Annotated in this window: 19 protein-coding genes; 12 read left to right on the top strand and 7 right to left on the bottom strand. The window is 38.5% G+C overall.

All coding sequences use genetic code 11. From position 1 onward, the window contains the following. Window positions 1-32 precede the first annotated feature (32 nt). The 4 genes from N8A89_RS04565 to N8A89_RS04550 all read left to right on the top strand — a co-directional run bounded on the left by N8A89_RS04565 (window position 33) and on the right by N8A89_RS04550 (window position 2,088). Window positions 33-227, top strand: a complete 195-nt coding sequence (locus N8A89_RS04565; RefSeq protein ID WP_347343968.1) for a DUF6132 family protein — start codon at window positions 33-35, stop codon at window positions 225-227. A 150-nt stretch (window positions 228-377) separates the two neighbouring features. After that, window positions 378-935 carry a YeeE/YedE family protein gene (locus tag N8A89_RS04560; RefSeq protein ID WP_281541186.1) on the top strand — a complete coding sequence of 186 codons (558 nt, stop codon included), beginning with the start codon at window positions 378-380 and terminating at the stop codon, window positions 933-935. A 4-nt stretch (window positions 936-939) separates the two neighbouring features. Next, window positions 940-1,353, top strand: a complete 414-nt coding sequence (locus tag N8A89_RS04555; RefSeq protein ID WP_281541185.1) for a DUF6691 family protein — start codon at window positions 940-942, stop codon at window positions 1,351-1,353. Window positions 1,354-1,668: 315 nt separating this feature from the next. Then, the gene (locus tag N8A89_RS04550) at window positions 1,669-2,088 is read left to right on the top strand and encodes a c-type cytochrome (protein ID WP_289644993.1); all 420 of its coding nucleotides are present in this window, start codon (window positions 1,669-1,671) and stop codon (window positions 2,086-2,088) included. A gap of 121 nt (window positions 2,089-2,209) precedes the next feature. On the opposite strand, the gene N8A89_RS04545 is transcribed toward N8A89_RS04550, so the two are convergent. After that, window positions 2,210-4,714: a cation-translocating P-type ATPase gene (locus N8A89_RS04545; protein WP_289644992.1), complete on the bottom strand. Its 2,505-nt coding sequence runs from the start codon at window positions 4,712-4,714 to the stop codon at window positions 2,210-2,212. A gap of 166 nt (window positions 4,715-4,880) precedes the next feature. On the opposite strand from N8A89_RS04545, the gene N8A89_RS04540 reads away from it, so the two are divergent. Next, window positions 4,881-5,348: an Hsp20/alpha crystallin family protein gene (locus tag N8A89_RS04540; RefSeq protein ID WP_281541183.1), complete on the top strand. Its 468-nt coding sequence runs from the start codon at window positions 4,881-4,883 to the stop codon at window positions 5,346-5,348. Window positions 5,349-5,560: 212 nt separating this feature from the next. Here N8A89_RS04540 and N8A89_RS04535 read toward each other — a convergent pair whose 3' ends face one another. Then, the gene (locus N8A89_RS04535; RefSeq protein ID WP_281541182.1) at window positions 5,561-6,331 is read right to left on the bottom strand and encodes a patatin-like phospholipase family protein; all 771 of its coding nucleotides are present in this window, start codon (window positions 6,329-6,331) and stop codon (window positions 5,561-5,563) included. A gap of 244 nt (window positions 6,332-6,575) precedes the next feature. Here N8A89_RS04535 and N8A89_RS04530 point away from each other — a divergent pair, with 244 nt between their 5' ends. Genes N8A89_RS04530 through N8A89_RS04515 form a run of 4 tightly spaced genes read left to right on the top strand, consistent with a single transcriptional unit; the run spans window position 6,576 to window position 10,397 of the window. Continuing rightward, the gene (locus tag N8A89_RS04530; protein ID WP_289644991.1) at window positions 6,576-7,589 is read left to right on the top strand and encodes a PAS domain-containing protein; all 1,014 of its coding nucleotides are present in this window, start codon (window positions 6,576-6,578) and stop codon (window positions 7,587-7,589) included. A 1-nt stretch (window position 7,590) separates the two neighbouring features. After that, window positions 7,591-9,357 (top strand): receiver/sensor box histidine kinase, encoded by a 1,767-nt coding sequence (locus N8A89_RS04525; protein WP_289644990.1) that lies wholly within the window; start codon window positions 7,591-7,593, stop codon window positions 9,355-9,357. Continuing rightward, window positions 9,326-9,766: a response regulator transcription factor gene (locus N8A89_RS04520; RefSeq protein WP_289644989.1), complete on the top strand. Its 441-nt coding sequence runs from the start codon at window positions 9,326-9,328 to the stop codon at window positions 9,764-9,766. The genes N8A89_RS04525 and N8A89_RS04520 overlap by 32 nt, the downstream gene beginning before the upstream one ends. Beyond that, a complete protein-coding gene (locus N8A89_RS04515; protein ID WP_289644988.1) occupies window positions 9,711-10,397 on the top strand; it encodes a Crp/Fnr family transcriptional regulator in 687 nt (228 codons plus the stop codon). Before N8A89_RS04520 ends, N8A89_RS04515 begins: the two co-directional genes overlap by 56 nt. Before the next feature lie 3 nt (window positions 10,398-10,400). On the opposite strand, the gene N8A89_RS17765 is transcribed toward N8A89_RS04515, so the two are convergent. Genes N8A89_RS17765 through N8A89_RS04505 form a run of 3 tightly spaced genes read right to left on the bottom strand, consistent with a single transcriptional unit; the run spans window position 10,401 to window position 11,337 of the window. Continuing rightward, complete coding sequence (locus N8A89_RS17765; RefSeq protein WP_430682078.1) at window positions 10,401-10,655, bottom strand: DUF6327 family protein; 255 nt, start codon at window positions 10,653-10,655, stop codon at window positions 10,401-10,403. Then, the gene (locus tag N8A89_RS04510) at window positions 10,652-11,002 is read right to left on the bottom strand and encodes a hypothetical protein (RefSeq protein ID WP_281541178.1); all 351 of its coding nucleotides are present in this window, start codon (window positions 11,000-11,002) and stop codon (window positions 10,652-10,654) included. Before N8A89_RS04510 ends, N8A89_RS17765 begins: the two co-directional genes overlap by 4 nt. A 5-nt stretch (window positions 11,003-11,007) precedes the next feature. Further along, window positions 11,008-11,337: a YtxH domain-containing protein gene (locus N8A89_RS04505; RefSeq protein WP_281541177.1), complete on the bottom strand. Its 330-nt coding sequence runs from the start codon at window positions 11,335-11,337 to the stop codon at window positions 11,008-11,010. Window positions 11,338-11,500: 163 nt separating this feature from the next. Here N8A89_RS04505 and N8A89_RS04500 point away from each other — a divergent pair, with 163 nt between their 5' ends. Continuing rightward, window positions 11,501-12,010 (top strand): hypothetical protein, encoded by a 510-nt coding sequence (locus tag N8A89_RS04500; protein WP_281541176.1) that lies wholly within the window; start codon window positions 11,501-11,503, stop codon window positions 12,008-12,010. Between the two features lie 512 nt (window positions 12,011-12,522). Here the strand turns inward: N8A89_RS04500 and N8A89_RS04495 are convergent. After that, on the bottom strand, window positions 12,523-13,191 hold the full coding sequence (locus N8A89_RS04495; protein ID WP_281541175.1) for a BON domain-containing protein: 669 nt from the start codon (window positions 13,189-13,191) through the stop codon (window positions 12,523-12,525). A gap of 190 nt (window positions 13,192-13,381) precedes the next feature. On the opposite strand from N8A89_RS04495, the gene N8A89_RS04490 reads away from it, so the two are divergent. Both N8A89_RS04490 and N8A89_RS04485 read left to right on the top strand, forming a co-directional pair. Further along, a complete protein-coding gene (locus N8A89_RS04490) occupies window positions 13,382-14,158 on the top strand; it encodes a sigma-70 family RNA polymerase sigma factor (RefSeq protein WP_289644987.1) in 777 nt (258 codons plus the stop codon). Window positions 14,159-14,171: 13 nt separating this feature from the next. Beyond that, window positions 14,172-14,570, top strand: coding sequence for a hypothetical protein (locus N8A89_RS04485; protein WP_281541173.1), 399 nt, complete (start codon window positions 14,172-14,174; stop codon window positions 14,568-14,570). Window positions 14,571-14,638: 68 nt separating this feature from the next. Here N8A89_RS04485 and N8A89_RS04480 read toward each other — a convergent pair whose 3' ends face one another. Next, on the bottom strand, window positions 14,639-15,403 hold the full coding sequence (locus N8A89_RS04480) for an exodeoxyribonuclease III (protein WP_281541172.1): 765 nt from the start codon (window positions 15,401-15,403) through the stop codon (window positions 14,639-14,641). Window positions 15,404-15,463: the final 60 nt, after the last annotated feature.

The following is a 15,463-nucleotide window of genomic DNA, read 5'->3' as shown; positions in this document are numbered from 1 at the left end:
AAATTTGATGTGAAATTTAAAATCTTTTTGAAATAACAAAGAAAGCATTTCTTTTAACGGCAATAGGTGTTTTAGTAGGCGCCTTGGGCGGTTATATATATTACGCTCAAATTGGTTGTATTAGTGGTACCTGTATGATAACATCAAAACCCGTGAATAGTACATTGTATGGGGCGGTTATGGGTGGATTATTTTTCAATATGTTTATAAAATCCTCAAAGAAATAGGTGTATTCATGACCGGAGGAAAGGGAGATGAACTTTTTTTTACTTGTTGATGGGGTGAATTATGTTACAAAGATTCTTTAATTTCTTCTGTAACATAGGTTACTGACCCCCTTACATAGCTTATGTTTCTTTGCGTCTTAAAATTATGCTATGAATTGGATTTATGAACCTTGGCCTTGGTATATTTCAGGCCCAATGATTGCCCTGGTCATGTTCTTGTTATTGATGGTCGGTAAGAATTTTGGAATGTCCGCGAATCTACGTACAATGTGTACCATTTGTGGTGCAGGGAAAAAAGCGGATTTCTTTAAATTTGATTGGAAAGCCCAACGCTGGAACCTTGTTGTAGTAGTCGGGGCTGTAATCGGCGGATTCATTGGGTCACATTTTCTTTCTGCTGATACTTTAGTAGCCATTGAACCGGAAACTGTAAGTGATTTACAATCCTTAGGATTTGAAAGTGCGGGTAAAAAGTACCTTCCATCGGAGCTCTTTGATTTTAATGCGTTAAGTAACGTAAAAAGTGTACTTGTGTTAGCCCTAGGTGGCCTGCTGGTAGGTTTTGGTGCCCGTTATGCTGGAGGTTGTACTTCCGGTCATGCTATCTCTGGTCTAAGCTATTTTCAATTACCCTCTTTAATCGCAGTTGTCGGTTTTTTTATAGGAGGACTGTTTATGATACATATTTTGTTCCCTTTAATATTTTAATCACATGAGATTTCTTTCTTATTTAGTTATTGGCGTTATTTTCGGAATAACCATGTTCAAATCTGAAGCTGCTTCATGGTTCAGGATATATGAGATGTTCAAGTTCGATTCTTTTCATATGTACGGTATCATTGGTTCGGCCTTATTTATGGGGGTGATTATGGTACAACTTATAAAGCGGTTACCGCTTAAATCTTTCTATGGCGAAAGAATAATGTTCCACCCCAAAACTAAAAGCTTTAGCCGCTATATGTACGGCGGAATTATATTTGGTTTGGGCTGGGCTTTGGCCGGTGCTTGCCCTGGACCAATGTTTACCTTGGTCGGAGCGGGATATGTGCCCATTTTAGTGGTCATATTATTTTCAATTCTTGGAACCTTCCTATACGGCCTCTTGAAAAATAGGCTACCACATTAGGTTTTGCGTAAAATGACCATCTTGTAGCTTAATTTTTATGGCCTTTAATTTTACTGCAAAATGGATTTTAAAAAGTTACATTTTGTAATGCTATTTATAACTTTCGAAAGTTAAACTAAACTGCTGCTCTTTTGGAGAAGTGCGCTCCATATTATAGTTTTCTAACCATGCTGACGTAAGTCATTTTCTTTCTTTCCCTTAGTCATTATATTGTTTTTATCAATTATTAGGGTAATACATCAAATCCTTAATTTAAAATAAAAAATTATGTGTAGTACAAGTATAAATCGATGCAATCCATCAAATTTTATCTTGATGTTCATCTTATTCTTTGGAGGCGTATTTTTAAGTAGTTGTAACGAGGAAGCACGTGGATTTGCATTACCAGCGGGCGACATTGAAGAAGGCAAAAAAATCTATAAAACGTTGGATTGTAATACCTGTCATAGTATCGCCGGGATAGAGTGGAAGGGCGGAACGGATAGTCTCAAAGTACATCTTGGGGGAGTCGTAACTAGAAAAAAAACTTACAGGGAATTGGTCACTTCGATTATCAATCCTTCGCACAAAATTGCGCAAGGTTATAAAAGGCAAGGCACTACCCATGAGGGTCTTTCGAAGATGGTAAATTACAATGAGATCATGACCGTTCAAGAACTCATTGATTTGGTTTCATTTCTTCAGTCGGAATATGAAATAGTATCACCGGCAACGGATTACTATCCCTATTATTGATTGGTTCAAGAGTGTGATAAGGTCTTGGGCTGAATGATTCGACCACACTATCCTGCAATTTTAACAAAAAAACAATTGTATTACTGAGGCCTTATTAATTATAGGTATCAAAGAAGCCCGTTTAATTAGACCTAATACGCTTTCCCCATTTCACGAATTCAAACCATACTACAGAAATTAATCCTGCTAAAAAAGAAATCGCAAGTTGTCCTGCAGTCAGCGTCTTAAACTCAAAAAATGCGGTAAATGGAGGCGCCATTAGTAGCAAGGCCGAGAGTGTCAAAGTAATACCGATTATTAAAGGTATTAGCCTGTTCCTATATTTTAATGTGGTCCATAAAGAAAAGTAAAAGGACCTATTTACCAAGGTTAGAAAAATATTGGCAAAAATCAATACCATGAAAACCATGGTGCGTGTAATTGCTTCATCAAAGCCTTGTGCTACTGCGTAATGGTAGACGGATAATGCTCCTAGGGTAATCACGAGCCCTTGAACGATACTTGTGACCAATTCCCTGAAATTGAAAAAGGTAGTGGTAAAGGGTCTAGGTTTTTGAACCATGGTATTTCTTTCCATAGGCTCATTTTCATAGATTATTGAGCATGTAGGCCCCATAATCAATTCCAGTAAGATCACGTGCGAGGGAGAAAATATAGTGGGGTACAACCAACCCAGTGCCAAAGGAATGAAGACTGTTAGAATAATGGGAATATGGATTGAAATAATATATTGAACCGCCTTTTTAAGATTGGTGTAGATTTTTCTACCCATGGCAATGGCATCAATCATTTTAGATAAGTCGTCATCCACCAAAATCAGGGAAGCCGCTTCCTTGGCGATTTCCGTTCCCTTTTTTCCCATAGCTATCCCAAAATGGGAGGCTTTTAGCGCAGGGCCATCATTAACGCCATCGCCGATCATGGCCACTACCTCATTATTGGCTTTTAGGGCGTTGATGATTCGTAATTTGGCATCGGGGAACATACGGGTAAAGACTTGGGTGGACTTTACTTTTTCCTGTAATTCAAAATTGTTTAATTGCATCAGTTCTTTTCCCGAGATACATTTTTCATAACCAATAAAATCAACTTGTCTTGCAATGGCGGTTGCCGTTGCCGAATTGTCCCCAGTAACCAATTTTACATTGATTCCCGCTTTATCAAAGGCTTGTAATACTTCTGGGATATTTTCTTTTGGAGGATCGTAAAAAGCCACAATACCTAAAAAGTCGAATTGAAAATCCTGTTGTCTTAGGTGAAATTGGCTTCCATTAAAATTGGTTTTACCAACGCCTAAAAGTCTATAGCCGTCTTTTCCCAATAGTTCTATCGTCTCCTTAATCTTTGTTTTTTCAGTATTAGACAAGTTGGAAATTTCCAGAAATGCCTCAGGTGCCCCCTTTGCGCTTATGATACGATGGCCGTTATCGTTTTCAAAAAGATGTGTCATCATTGGTGGTTTACCACCAAGAGGATACTCGTGTATTATTTCGTAATCGGGACGCTCATCCAATGGCGATAATTTTATATAGGCCTCGTGCAGTGCAATCTCCATGGGGTCAAATGGAATGGGTTCGCTGGCCCACATGGCATTAGTTATGAGTTCTTTTTCATTCTCGGTCAGTACTTCATCCATAGAGAGAATCTTTCCAGATTTTAGGCTGAAAAGTTTAACCAGCGCCATCCTGTTTTCTGTAATGGTTCCAGTTTTGTCAACACAGATAACCGTAGCACTACCAAGGGATTCTACCGTTTTCATTTGCTTTACAATTATTCCCATTTTCATCAAACGCCATGCTCCTAAAGCCATGAATGTGGTAAATGCCACAGGAATTTCTTCGGGTAATATGCTCATAGCAAGCGTTAGTGCTTTCAAAAGGCTATCCAGTACGTCATATGATTTAAAAAAATTGATGCTCCAGACCAACAAAAAAGCAATCCCACCCCAGATGGACATGTTCTTCACGAAGTTGGCAATCTGCCTTTCCAAGGGTGTTTTTTCTTCTTGAATGGATTCTAGGCTTTTTCCAATTTTCCCTAACTCCGTATGGTTGCCTATTTGGGTAACCGTAGCAATTGCTAAGCCGCTAGCTACCGTGGTACCGGTAAATACCTTGTTGTCCAAATTTGTAATATCCTTAAAAACAGAAAGGGATTCTCCCGTTAACAATGATTCATTGACCGAGAAATCATTAGAATGTATGATCGTACCGTCTGCAGGAATAATATTGCCTTCTTCAACAATTAAACTATCACCAACTACAATTTCATCGCTTTTAACGTCTAAAATCTGGCCATTACGAATGACCTTGCTATTGGGTTGTGTAATGGTTTTTAATTTCTCCAAAGCCATTCGGCTTTTGGAATCTTGATACAATGAAATAGAGCCGACCAAAACGATTGCCGCGGCCAAAAAAATACCATCCCCAATATTTCCGCTTATAAAGTAGATAGCGGATGCAACCGCCAATAGAATAACCATTGGTTCCTGGACGATGCTTTTTAAAGCATCCAAAAAATTATTCTTCTTTTTGTAATCCAAGGTATTTCTGCCGTGGGTCTTACGGGAATGTAATACCTCCGCATCGGTTAGGCCATGAATTCCAAAATTGGTCGGGTTTATCATCTAGTTCTGGTCGGATTATATGGAAAGATGCTTCCTGTAAAGTTATCCAAAAATAAAACGAAAGAAATTGTACGGGACTGACTTAAATCATTTTAAATAATGGCAACTGAGCGTACTTTCGGGCTATACGAATAAAAACAATTGTTAACCCTAAAACAGATACATTATGTCACTAGTAAAATTTAGAAGAAGAAGACCTTTTAGTAGCCTAATTCCACAAGATTTCTTTGATATGGACGATTTTTTCGACAATCGCGGATGGGTAAGAGATATGGTCCCCAGCCGTTTTTGGAACGGTAAGACCGTAGAACCTGCACTTAATATCAAGGAAACGGATGACAACTTTGAAATAGAGCTGGCAGCGCCAGGCTTTGCAAAAAAAGATTTTGAGGTTACTATCGAAGACGGTTGCCTTAATATCTCTGCGGAAAGAGAACACACAGAAGAAGAGGAAGAGGATAACTATACCCGTAAAGAGTTTAGCTACAACTCCTTTGAACGCTCTTTGCAATTGCCGGACAGTGTAAAACAGGAAGCCATAAAAGCTAAGTATAATGATGGAATTTTAAGTTTTAACCTCGCTAAAAAAGAAGAGGCAAAAAAACTACCACCTAAGAAAATAGCGATATCCTAAAAAAGAGAAATTTAGTTGGTTTCAAAGAATGCCTTCGTACCAAGCCTAATTGCGTCCATGTAAAACAGGTTGGTTCGGGGGCATTTATTTGAACCATATTGATGACGGTTTTTGAACCGGACTCCCTATTAAGTTTATAAAGAAAGGAATATTGTTGGATTTAATAAGCCTATTATCCAATGAGGAGCAGTTTATCTACTTGAATTTAGCCTCTAAGTCGTTTGTATGGACTTCGTTATTTTTTTAAGGGTTGCTTTTGCGCTCTTATAACCCAAATTAAAGAGCGTATCCATATTTTTTAAGGAGAACATGCTAAATTCGGCCATGCGTTCCGGACGAATAAGTATATCGCAATCTCCGAATTTTAGTACCGTTTCGTTGGCAACCATAATATGATAGGCACGTTCCAATACATTGTGCGCATGTTTTAAATCCGTCATTTTCATTTTTTCAAAAGGATTTACATAAATACCCACGATTTGATCGCAATGCATTTTTATAAGATCTACGGGGAAATTATTCAAGGTGCCACCATCCACATAATAGCCACCCTTAAAGGGAACAGGAGCAAATAGGCCGGGTACGGCCGCCGATGCCAGTACAGGTTTAATGAGTTCTCCTTTGTCAAAGACCTTCAGGGTACCGTCAAGCAGGTTAGTCGCCGTAATATAAAGTGGTGTTCGTAAGGCATCAAAACTATCTTTAGGAAGGTAGGATTTTAAGGTGTCATAGAACTTTTCGGTATCCACAAAGCCCGGTTTGTTTCGCGCATAATTACTCACGCTAAAGATTTGTGTGGTTTTGAAAAAATCCAATAGTTCTTTCCAGGTACAACCACCCGCATAAAGTGCACCTACTATGGCACCTGCACTAGTACCGGCTATATGGGAAGGATGGATACCATATTCCTCAAGCGCCTTAATAGCCCCAATATGCGCAACACCTCTTACTCCTCCTCCGGAAAGTACCAAGCCTGTATTCATATGTATTTCATTTTTAAACTTCGAAAATAGGTTACGGCCTACTCGGATAATATGATTATCATCATATTTTTCTTTATCTAAACATATTGATGACTAATATCATTTTTATCGTTGGTTTGCAATGATACATTTGATGGACTGTTACCAAAGGAAATCATTAATAAAAGTTAAATTAATTCTACGGGTTAGTCTTCTGATTTTGGTGGCAGAGAATTAAAAAAAGAGTGAACCTCAAAGATGCTAAATGAACAAACCTACTACATATTTAGAAGGTGCTCAGCAAATGAATGCCATTGAAGAAATGGCTCATGTGGGTAGTTGGTTTTGGAATTTGGAAAACGATTTTAGGAGTTGGTCCGCTGAATTCTATAGAATATGTGGACTTCCTCCAGGTGACGCGCAATTAAATAAAGATACTGTCCTCAGCTTTATCCATCCAGAGGATAGGGATACAGCTGTGAATGCCGTTAAATTTGCTCTAAAAAATAAACAGCCTTACAATCACGAAAAAAGATTGATTAGGAAAGATGGTTCCGTGCGGTATGTCATTTCTAATGGCAAAGCTACGTATAATGCTCAAGGAGAACCGCTTACCATGTTCGGAACTATACATGATATTACTCATCTTAAAGAAACGGAAGCCCTGTTAAAAAGGGAGAAAGAATCATTAAGTCAATATCTGGACGCCGCAGCTTCTATTTTTTTAATCATCAATACCGACCATACTATAAAGCTCGTCAACCGGAAAGGTTGTGAAATACTTGGTTATACCTGTGATGAAATTATTGGAAAGAATTGGTTTCAGTGCTGTATTCCAAAAAAGAGTAAGAAGGATTTAGCTCGACTATTTGACCAAATTATCTCAGGAAAGGTTGAACCACCTGATGTTTATGAAAATTGGATCGTGACCAAAGGAAACAAAAGAAAGTTAATTCGTTGGCGAAACGCACTTTCAAAAAATGAAAATGATGAAGTTACAGGTTTGATCAGTTCAGGAATAGACGTAACCGAGCAGGTCATCGCAGAAAAAAAATTACAGGACAGCGAAGAAAAGAACAGAGCTATACTTGAGGCAATACCCGATATCATGACTATACATGACAAGGAGGGAATTGTAATGGAAGCCCATATTCCGGAGGTATCATACCTCACTGTTTCTAAAGAAGAGTTGGAGGGAAAACATTTAAGGAATTTACTTCCAGATGAAGTTGGTAAAAAACTAAAAAAAGGGGATAAAAAAGGTTCTTCGCACCAATAAAATGGAAACCCTGGAAATGTCTGCGGATGTGGCCCAAAAAACTATAGACTACGAATGCCGGTTGGTGCCATTAAGGGAAAATCGGGTTTTGGTTATCTCCCGAAACATTTCTGAATCTAAAGTAATCCAGAACACCTTAAATCTAAGAGACAAGGCCTTAGCTGCTGCAGGCAACGGTATTATCATTGTAGATGCGCAACAGCCAGATATGCCAATCATATATACCAACAATGCTTTTACCCAAATAACGGGATATAGACAGAGCGAAATTCTAGGTAAAAACTGTCGTTTCTTACAGAATGGCGACCGTGACCAAAAAGAAATAGCTACGGTCGCAAAGGCAATTAAAGAAGGAATGCCCTGTCGCGTAATTTTACGGAACTATCGTAAAGATGGGACCCTATTTTGGAACGAACTAAGCATTACACCACTATATGATGATGAACAACAATTAACCCACTTTATAGGCGTACAAAATGATGTTACGGAAATTCAGCAGACTAAAAGACAGTTGGAGGAATATGCGGAAAAACTAGAAGAAAAAGTACTTGAACGAACCAAGGAAATTGAAGCAACGGTCCAAAAATTGGTAGAGACCGACCTTAGCCTGGAAGATCAAATTCAGATAACCAAATTGGCAGAGATAAAAGCACAACAAAGTCAGGCACAGTTTGCCGCTATTGCACAAAACTTTCCTAAAGGTCTAATAGTGGTGTTCAATGCTAATTATGAACTGGTCTATCTGGAAGGAGAGGAACTTAAACGGGTCAATTTAAAAAAATCCGATTTTGAGGGTAAACGGGTAGATGACATTCCTATTTTTTCAAAGAGCCAAATCGAAATGATTAAAGAGGATGTTCGTAAAACTATTGCCGGTAAAAGTCTGTCCTTTGAAATGGAATTTCAAGATAATTTTTACTCCGTAAACGCTACACCTCTAAAGTCCAATGGCGAAAGCGCCGTGTGGGCATTATTTGTGTATCACAACATTACGGACCAGAAAAATGTTCAGGCGGAACTGGCTAAAGCACTAAAGGCGGAACAGGAGTTGAATGCCTTAAAGTCTCGATTTATTTCCATGGCATCCCATGAATTCCGAACGCCTTTGAGCGCTATTCTTTCCTCAGCCATTCTTATTGGAAAACAAAATGAACCAGGGAAAGAGGAGCGAAGGGAAAAACATGTAGCGCGTATACGTACCCATGTAAAACATCTTGTGGTGATTCTAAACGATTTTCTCTCGCTTGGTAAACTGGAGGAAGGAAAAGTACAGGCAAAACCCCAGTACTTCGAGCTCATTCAATTTTGTAAAATAATGGTCGATGAAATGGAAGCTACTAAAAAGGAGGGACAAACCATTCAGCTAAAACATAACGAAGTTAAATTGTATGTTTTTTTAGATCCAAAATTGTTAAGCCATATTTTAGTCAACCTGTTAAGCAACGCCCTAAAATATTCCGATGAAAACCAGGAAATTGTTATGGAAATTCAAGAAGAGGACAGTGGCATATCTTTTAGCATTACGGATTACGGGATTGGAATTCCCGAAGAAGAGCAAGAGCGTCTATTTGAACGATTTTTCCGTGCCAAGAACGCAACCAATATACAAGGTACAGGCCTAGGGCTTCATATCGTGAAACAATACACCGAATTAATGGGAGGCTCAATCCATTTCAAAAGCAAGCCAGGTAAAGGAAGCACCTTTACCGTTAAACTTCCCCATAAACCTATTGAAGATGAACAAAATACTACTCATAGAGGACAATGATGACGTACGAGAAAATATAGCTGAGATTATATCCTTGGCTAACTACAACGTACTTACAGCTGAAAATGGTAAAATAGGAATTGAAAAGGCAAGGACCTTCGTGCCAGATTTAGTCGTTTGCGATATTATGATGCCGGAGATGGACGGTTATGAAGTGCTGCGCACGTTTGCCGCCGACCCTAAAATGGCCACAACCCCCTTTATATTCCTCACGGCAAAAATTGATAAGGCAGATATGCGGATGGGCATGAATCTGGGTGCCGATGATTATTTGACCAAGCCTTTTGAAGAAAACGATTTATTGGAAGCCATTGCCTGCCGTTTAAATAAGCACGATAGTTTAAAAAAAGCAGATGGTGAAAAATTTAGAAAGCCTCAACTCTTTTTTAGACGAAGCTTCAGCATATGATAATTTGGAAGGTCTGACCAAAGCGCATAGCCTAAAACGTTTTGAAAAAAAGGAAATAATATTTTGGGAAGGCGATAATGCACACTCGCTCTATTTTATAGAGAGCGGAACCCTAAAAACGTACAAGGGCACAGAGTCTGGAAAAGAATTGGTCACCGGTATTTATGGTCCAGGGGATTTTGTAGGCCAATTATCATTGCTGAATGCCGACGGTAAATATATAGAGAATGCAGTTGTTTTGGAAGATGCAGAACTCTGCGCTATACCAAAAGCCGATTTTCTAAAACTGCTTTACGGTAACCATATGGTAGCCCAAAAATTCATTAACATGGTCTCCAACGATTTGATAGACGTACAGACGCACTTGGTGGATATGGCGTTTGCCTCTGTAAGGCAGCGCGCTGCGAAAGCCCTATTGGAACTTCATAAGAAAGGAATGATAAAGGACAAACCAAACGGGGGCATGTCCATTCCAAGAGAAGATTTTGCAGGTATGATAGGTACGGCCACGGAAACGGCCATTCGCACACTTTCAGATTTTAAAGATGAAGGTTTGATCACTACGGACAAGGGTAGAAGAATTGTTCTTTTGGATAAGGAAGAACTTGAATTAGTTGCAAATTTAAAATAAGTACTATTGTACTTCTTTTCCGCGTCCTTTACGAAGTAAGTTCAATGCTTTTTTAGCTAAAAAGCATATCAAAAGGTTTTTCCAGGTTGTGCCGTGGGTAAAGCTCGTGCTTATATTTTTGACCAATTTTCGAGGTACTATATTTATTTTGGCCTGGTTTAAATTTATTTTCAGGCTCTCCCTATTAATTTCTCGTTGCAGTTTTAAAATCTTGAGCCGAGTATCTATTTCCTCAAAAGAGTTATATCTGGTATTCATAGTCCGTCAAAATAAAGTGGAGAAAATTTTCGAAGCAACGGTCCGTTCAATCGCTGTCTGAACACATAAAAAAGGGCGCTGATCAGTACATAAAATCCTGCCACTATAATGAAACCTAAATAATAACTGTCTAAGATTTCGCATAGCGCCAAAGAGGCCCCTAAAGAAAGGAAAAGCAGAACGAAAACGATTCCCAAACCCACCAGAACTTTCTGCAAGGTCGTGGTAAGAAATCGCATCAACACCTTAAAAACTTGAAGTTTAAGATATTCTTCGCTATTCTCTAGGTAAGACCTCATATCGGCTTCCGCACCCATGAGGTCTTCTTTAAATTCTTCAAAAGCCATAACTGTTATTTTTGAAGTTGGGCATTCTTGTTTTTGAGGTCTTCTAATTTGCGCTCCAACTTTTCGATAATGTCATCCGCTTTGTAGCTCATGGTAGAAATGGCCTCGTCCAATTTTCTGTCAAAAGCATCTTTTTTCTCGTTGGCCGATTTGGTAAGCTCTTCTTTGGCATGTGAAATACGATCTGCCAAATCATGGGTGGTATCGTCAACTTTTTGTTTGATTTTATGCCGGGTTTCGCTACCCTTGTCCGGAGCGTACAAAATTCCTATTCCCGCTCCAATGGCGGCTCCTGTTAATAGCGCCAGTAAAACATTTCCACTATCGTTTGTCATGATATTCTTGTTTTAGTTAAAGATTCATTTAAAATTTCAATCAAAAATAAAGTGACGGATGCAATCATGAAATGACATTGGTCATTCTTGAGAAGTAGAATGCTTCATAAATTAGTGTGTGAGGGATAAACTGACCTGCTTTTATCTCAAACATTCCTAATTGATGAAAAAAGAGATTGAAAATAAGAAACAAAAGCATTTGTTAATAAGGAGTTTTAGCCAGCTTTGGCCTCTTGAAGAAGCCATTCAGGAAATTAGAAATAGCGCCTCAGCGGAACTACAATTGTCCGTATTAGGAAAATTTTCCCAAGTTTGTATTTCAACTGATAGTGAAGTTCTAAAAGCTAAAAAGGAATTGAAACAGTATTGGAGAGATTCATTGGGACCTACATCGGATTTTGGACTTTTTTGCAATCCTGAAATAGGCACCTTATTTATTGTGGGTTCTTTGGTCTCTCAATTTCTGCATGACGTGGACGGAAAACTTTTGGGGGAAATGTCATCGGGGCCTTATGGTATTCTTAGAGGTTTGGGAGCTACCGAAAAGGATACCTCTAACTACATTAGGAATTTGAACGAAGCCTATTATCTCCTAATAATACGGGGTTATGATTTTGAACTGGAGCCTATTGAAATAGTGCTCAAAAATTTTGATTCATTGAACAGTATTTAACTCCCTTAAGTGTTTGTAGAAAACCTTAAAAGAGAAACAGGAGACCAAGGTCTCCTGTTTCCTACGAAACGTTTGATTTTGTTTCAGCGTTCAATCTAACTCTTACACCACTTTATTTCTAAAATGATCTAGAAGGTGATTTTGGCTTCAACGGCATCGCTCGCCTCGCAATGATTTCTTTTTCCTCTCGGAATCCGAAATCAATATTTTTATTTAAAAAGAAACCGAGGCACCGAAATACCTCGGTTTCCTAGAAGAAGTTCTTCGTTCCAATTTCCACTTACACTGATCCTACCAGAATATATTGCTACATCTGTTAGAGATTCAAAAGGTATAAAAGGCTTTCTGTAACCCCTTCTTTTCTTACAACCCAGCAATCTCCGCGATTACTAAGCTTGTATTTTACTTAATGAACGTTTCTCTTTTATTATACCGCTAAAATAGGCCGGTGGTTCCAAACTCAAAATGACCTAGGTCAGTTTACGCAGTTTTTTTGATTTTTATTTATCTAATCAAACAAACTCAGGATGCAACTGCACCACTATTTCATTGTCCACTTTACGAACGCCAGGAGCTTTGTAAGCTGCCTTCTCCGCTTCCTCCTTTTCTTTTATGGAATGTACCCTTCCTTTTAACTGAACCGTGCTCCCGTCCACCTGTATGCGAATACCTTTGTCTTCAAGATTTGCAGAACGCCTAAGGGCTTTGATAATTTGCTCCTCTGTATTTTCTGCCTTAGTGTTAGGAACTAGTTCTATATTATTAATTACACCTTTTACCCCCAAAAGATTTTGAATGGTGCGTTTGGCTGCTTTCCGTTGATAGTCCCAAGCAACTTTGCCCGTCAGGTAAATATACCCGTCTTCAACGAATACCATTACTTTCTCTTTTGGGACAGATGCGTTCCATTCCAAAGCATTTACCGCTGCTTTTGCAATTTCCTTATCCGTTTTCTTAAAATCGTCTCCGTATTTGACTTCAATATCCTCGGCAACCGCCTTTACACCGGCTACGCTTTTGGCTGCTTTATTGGCCAATGCCTTTTTGCGATATTCGTTGACCACACCACTTAGGGTAACAATACCATCTTCTACAATGACTCCAATTTCGGTCTCGTCGATAGCAGGCTGCCACTTTAGCTCGGCTAAAATATCGTTTCTTATTTCTACATCTGTTTTCATACCATAGCTAATCTAGTTACACATTATTTTAAGTTAAAAGTAAATACTGAGGCATTGTTTTAAAATGATGTGCATCAGCTTAAACGGTTTTTTGTTCAAAGGATTAAAAGGACCTTTCCTGATTTAAATCATTTTACCACAGCGAACAAAGCCCCATTTTTGGTTAATACGTAACCCCAATTCTAGTAGCATGGAAAAGACGATCAAAAAAAATATACGGAAAAGAAAGTTTCATCAATCTGCCGAAAGCCTATTTACAAATTTGGTTGTCGAAAAGAATAACGGCCATATAGCCGCATTCAATAAATTGCTTTTGAAACTAATGCCCGAAGTAGAAAAATATGTGCGGAGGCGATTGAAAAGGGCAACGTCCGGTAGAAAAATATCTGGAGGTAGTTATGTGGCACAAGATTTTATTGATGAATTATTTGTAGAAGCATACGATAATTTTGACGAGGTAGGGAACGCTAAGGAACTATATCCTTGGCTGTTCAAAAAAGTTGACGAATTGTTCGAAGATGCCATCGAGGAGGAAGAATTTGATATGTCGACCTTTGAGAATATTGATGATTACTCCCAACAGGAATGGGACGCAATGGAAGAAAAGTATAGTGTTGATGGCGATGGTGATCTAGTTATGTTAGAGGAACTCGACGATCCACGATTGAACAAAAATGATTACAGTCTTAACCAGGTCTTTATTGAAGATACGGAACAGGAGTTGGCTGTAAAACTTGACCAATCATTGGACCGGGAGAGGATACAAAATCATATTAATATGGTCTTGAGCACTTTGCCTTCGCTAACGTACACGGTTTTTGACCTGTTCAACCAACAGCGTTTTGAAATGGACGAAATAGCTAAAATCAAAAATATAACTACTGCCGAGGTGGAACATTTATTGGCGGAAGCCAGAAAAAGACTGCGATTGAGTTTTTCAAAGAGATATTTAATAGATAGTAATTAAAAAAATAAACGTTATGAACACTACAACCTCAAACCCTAAAACAGAATTATTATTGGGAGCCAGTTTGGAAGTCTTGCATCAAGAAAGTCAAGAATGGCAAGAGACCATAGCTTTTTGGAAAGATGAGACAAAATTTTTTGCCAACCTTTTATCAAACAAAGAAATTTCAGCCTCGGAGTTTGGTCAAATGCTGAAAAATTTGGATAAGATTCATGAGAATCTTTTTGACTACCTGTCGGACGATATTATAAGTCATGAAAAACTGCTGTCCCGTTTAATGAAAGGCGAAAAAGGGCTTTCCGATAGTAAGTATAGGGAGCAGCATAGGAAACTTAATGATAGAATGGAATTGTTCGCTAAAAATTTTAAGGAGTTTAAAAAGATGGTTTTTGGCTATGCCAGAAAACTTTGAGTTTTATAGCTAGAACTGGGATTAGAAGCAGATTTTTTTTCATAATATCAAGGAATAAAATCTTAGGACTATACATCAATATGTATACCTATGGGGCAATGATCGGAACCCATAATATCCGAATAAATTGTGACCGATTTTATTTTATCTACTAGGAGTGAGCTGACCAAGAAATAATCGATACGCCAACCCGTATTGCGTTCCCGGGCCTTAAAGCGATAGCTCCAATAGGTGTAGGCAACTTTGTCAGGATGCAAATGGCGAAAAGAATCTACAAAACCAGAATCGATATAATTATCCATACCGTCAATTTCTGTTTGGGTATAACCGGCAGTCTTGTTGTAATTGGATTTGTCGTTTTTTAAATCGATAGGCCTGTGAGCTACGTTAAAATCTCCACACGCTATGACCGGTTTGGTCTTTTCAAGATTTTTCAGATAGTTTAAAAAATCGGAGTCCCACTTTTTTCGGTATTCTAGGCGATCTAATTTTTGCCCCGAGTTGGGTACATATACGTTTACCAAGTAAAAGTTTTCGTATTCTGCGCATTGAATTCTTCCCTCTGCATCATGTACGGCAATGCCCATATCAGTCTGGAATGCTAAAGGACTGGTTTTGCTCAATAAAGCCGTACCGGAATATCCTTTTTTATCGGCGGAATTGGCATGTGCGTGGTATCCTTCTAAAGGCTTTAGCGCCTGGGTAGTTTCCTCGTCCTGGGCTTTTGTTTCCTGTAGACAGAGTACATCTGGATTTAGTTTTTGAATCGATTCAAAAAAATTCTTTTTAACGGCTGCCCTTATGCCATTTACGTTCCAAGAAACAATATGCATTGGTTTTTCTTTATAGGTTAGACTTTGGTCATAAAAATGCCCTGATGAAGTTAAATAAAT

The organism is Maribacter aestuarii (genome assembly GCF_027474845.2).
In the GTDB taxonomy this organism is placed as follows: domain Bacteria; phylum Bacteroidota; class Bacteroidia; order Flavobacteriales; family Flavobacteriaceae; genus Maribacter; species Maribacter aestuarii.
Note: the sequence above shows the minus strand (reverse complement) of the source record. Positions and strands in the feature narration are given on the sequence as shown.

Excerpts from the sequence above, each read along its gene's own strand:
- N8A89_RS04560 (WP_281541186.1), top strand. The coding sequence starts at position 378 with ATGAATTGGATTTATGAACCTTGGCCTTGGTATATTTCAGGCCCAATG.
- N8A89_RS04480 (WP_281541172.1), bottom strand. The coding sequence starts at position 15,403 with ATGCATATTGTTTCTTGGAACGTAAATGGCATAAGGGCAGCCGTTAAA.
- N8A89_RS04495 (WP_281541175.1), bottom strand. The coding sequence starts at position 13,191 with ATGAAAACAGATGTAGAAATAAGAAACGATATTTTAGCCGAGCTAAAG.
- N8A89_RS04530 (WP_289644991.1), top strand. The coding sequence starts at position 6,576 with ATGAACAAACCTACTACATATTTAGAAGGTGCTCAGCAAATGAATGCC.
- N8A89_RS04500 (WP_281541176.1), top strand. The coding sequence starts at position 11,501 with ATGAAAAAAGAGATTGAAAATAAGAAACAAAAGCATTTGTTAATAAGG.
- N8A89_RS04485 (WP_281541173.1), top strand. The coding sequence starts at position 14,172 with ATGAACACTACAACCTCAAACCCTAAAACAGAATTATTATTGGGAGCC.
- N8A89_RS04515 (WP_289644988.1), top strand. The coding sequence starts at position 9,711 with ATGGTGAAAAATTTAGAAAGCCTCAACTCTTTTTTAGACGAAGCTTCA.
- N8A89_RS04505 (WP_281541177.1), bottom strand. The coding sequence starts at position 11,337 with ATGACAAACGATAGTGGAAATGTTTTACTGGCGCTATTAACAGGAGCC.
- N8A89_RS04540 (WP_281541183.1), top strand. The coding sequence starts at position 4,881 with ATGTCACTAGTAAAATTTAGAAGAAGAAGACCTTTTAGTAGCCTAATT.
- N8A89_RS17765 (WP_430682078.1), bottom strand. The coding sequence starts at position 10,655 with ATGAATACCAGATATAACTCTTTTGAGGAAATAGATACTCGGCTCAAG.
- N8A89_RS04525 (WP_289644990.1), top strand. The coding sequence starts at position 7,591 with ATGGAAACCCTGGAAATGTCTGCGGATGTGGCCCAAAAAACTATAGAC.
- N8A89_RS04555 (WP_281541185.1), top strand. The coding sequence starts at position 940 with ATGAGATTTCTTTCTTATTTAGTTATTGGCGTTATTTTCGGAATAACC.
- N8A89_RS04490 (WP_289644987.1), top strand. The coding sequence starts at position 13,382 with ATGGAAAAGACGATCAAAAAAAATATACGGAAAAGAAAGTTTCATCAA.
- N8A89_RS04520 (WP_289644989.1), top strand. The coding sequence starts at position 9,326 with ATGAACAAAATACTACTCATAGAGGACAATGATGACGTACGAGAAAAT.
- N8A89_RS04510 (WP_281541178.1), bottom strand. The coding sequence starts at position 11,002 with ATGGCTTTTGAAGAATTTAAAGAAGACCTCATGGGTGCGGAAGCCGAT.
- N8A89_RS04535 (WP_281541182.1), bottom strand. The coding sequence starts at position 6,331 with ATGAATACAGGCTTGGTACTTTCCGGAGGAGGAGTAAGAGGTGTTGCG.
- N8A89_RS04550 (WP_289644993.1), top strand. The coding sequence starts at position 1,669 with ATGTTCATCTTATTCTTTGGAGGCGTATTTTTAAGTAGTTGTAACGAG.
- N8A89_RS04545 (WP_289644992.1), bottom strand. The coding sequence starts at position 4,714 with ATGATAAACCCGACCAATTTTGGAATTCATGGCCTAACCGATGCGGAG.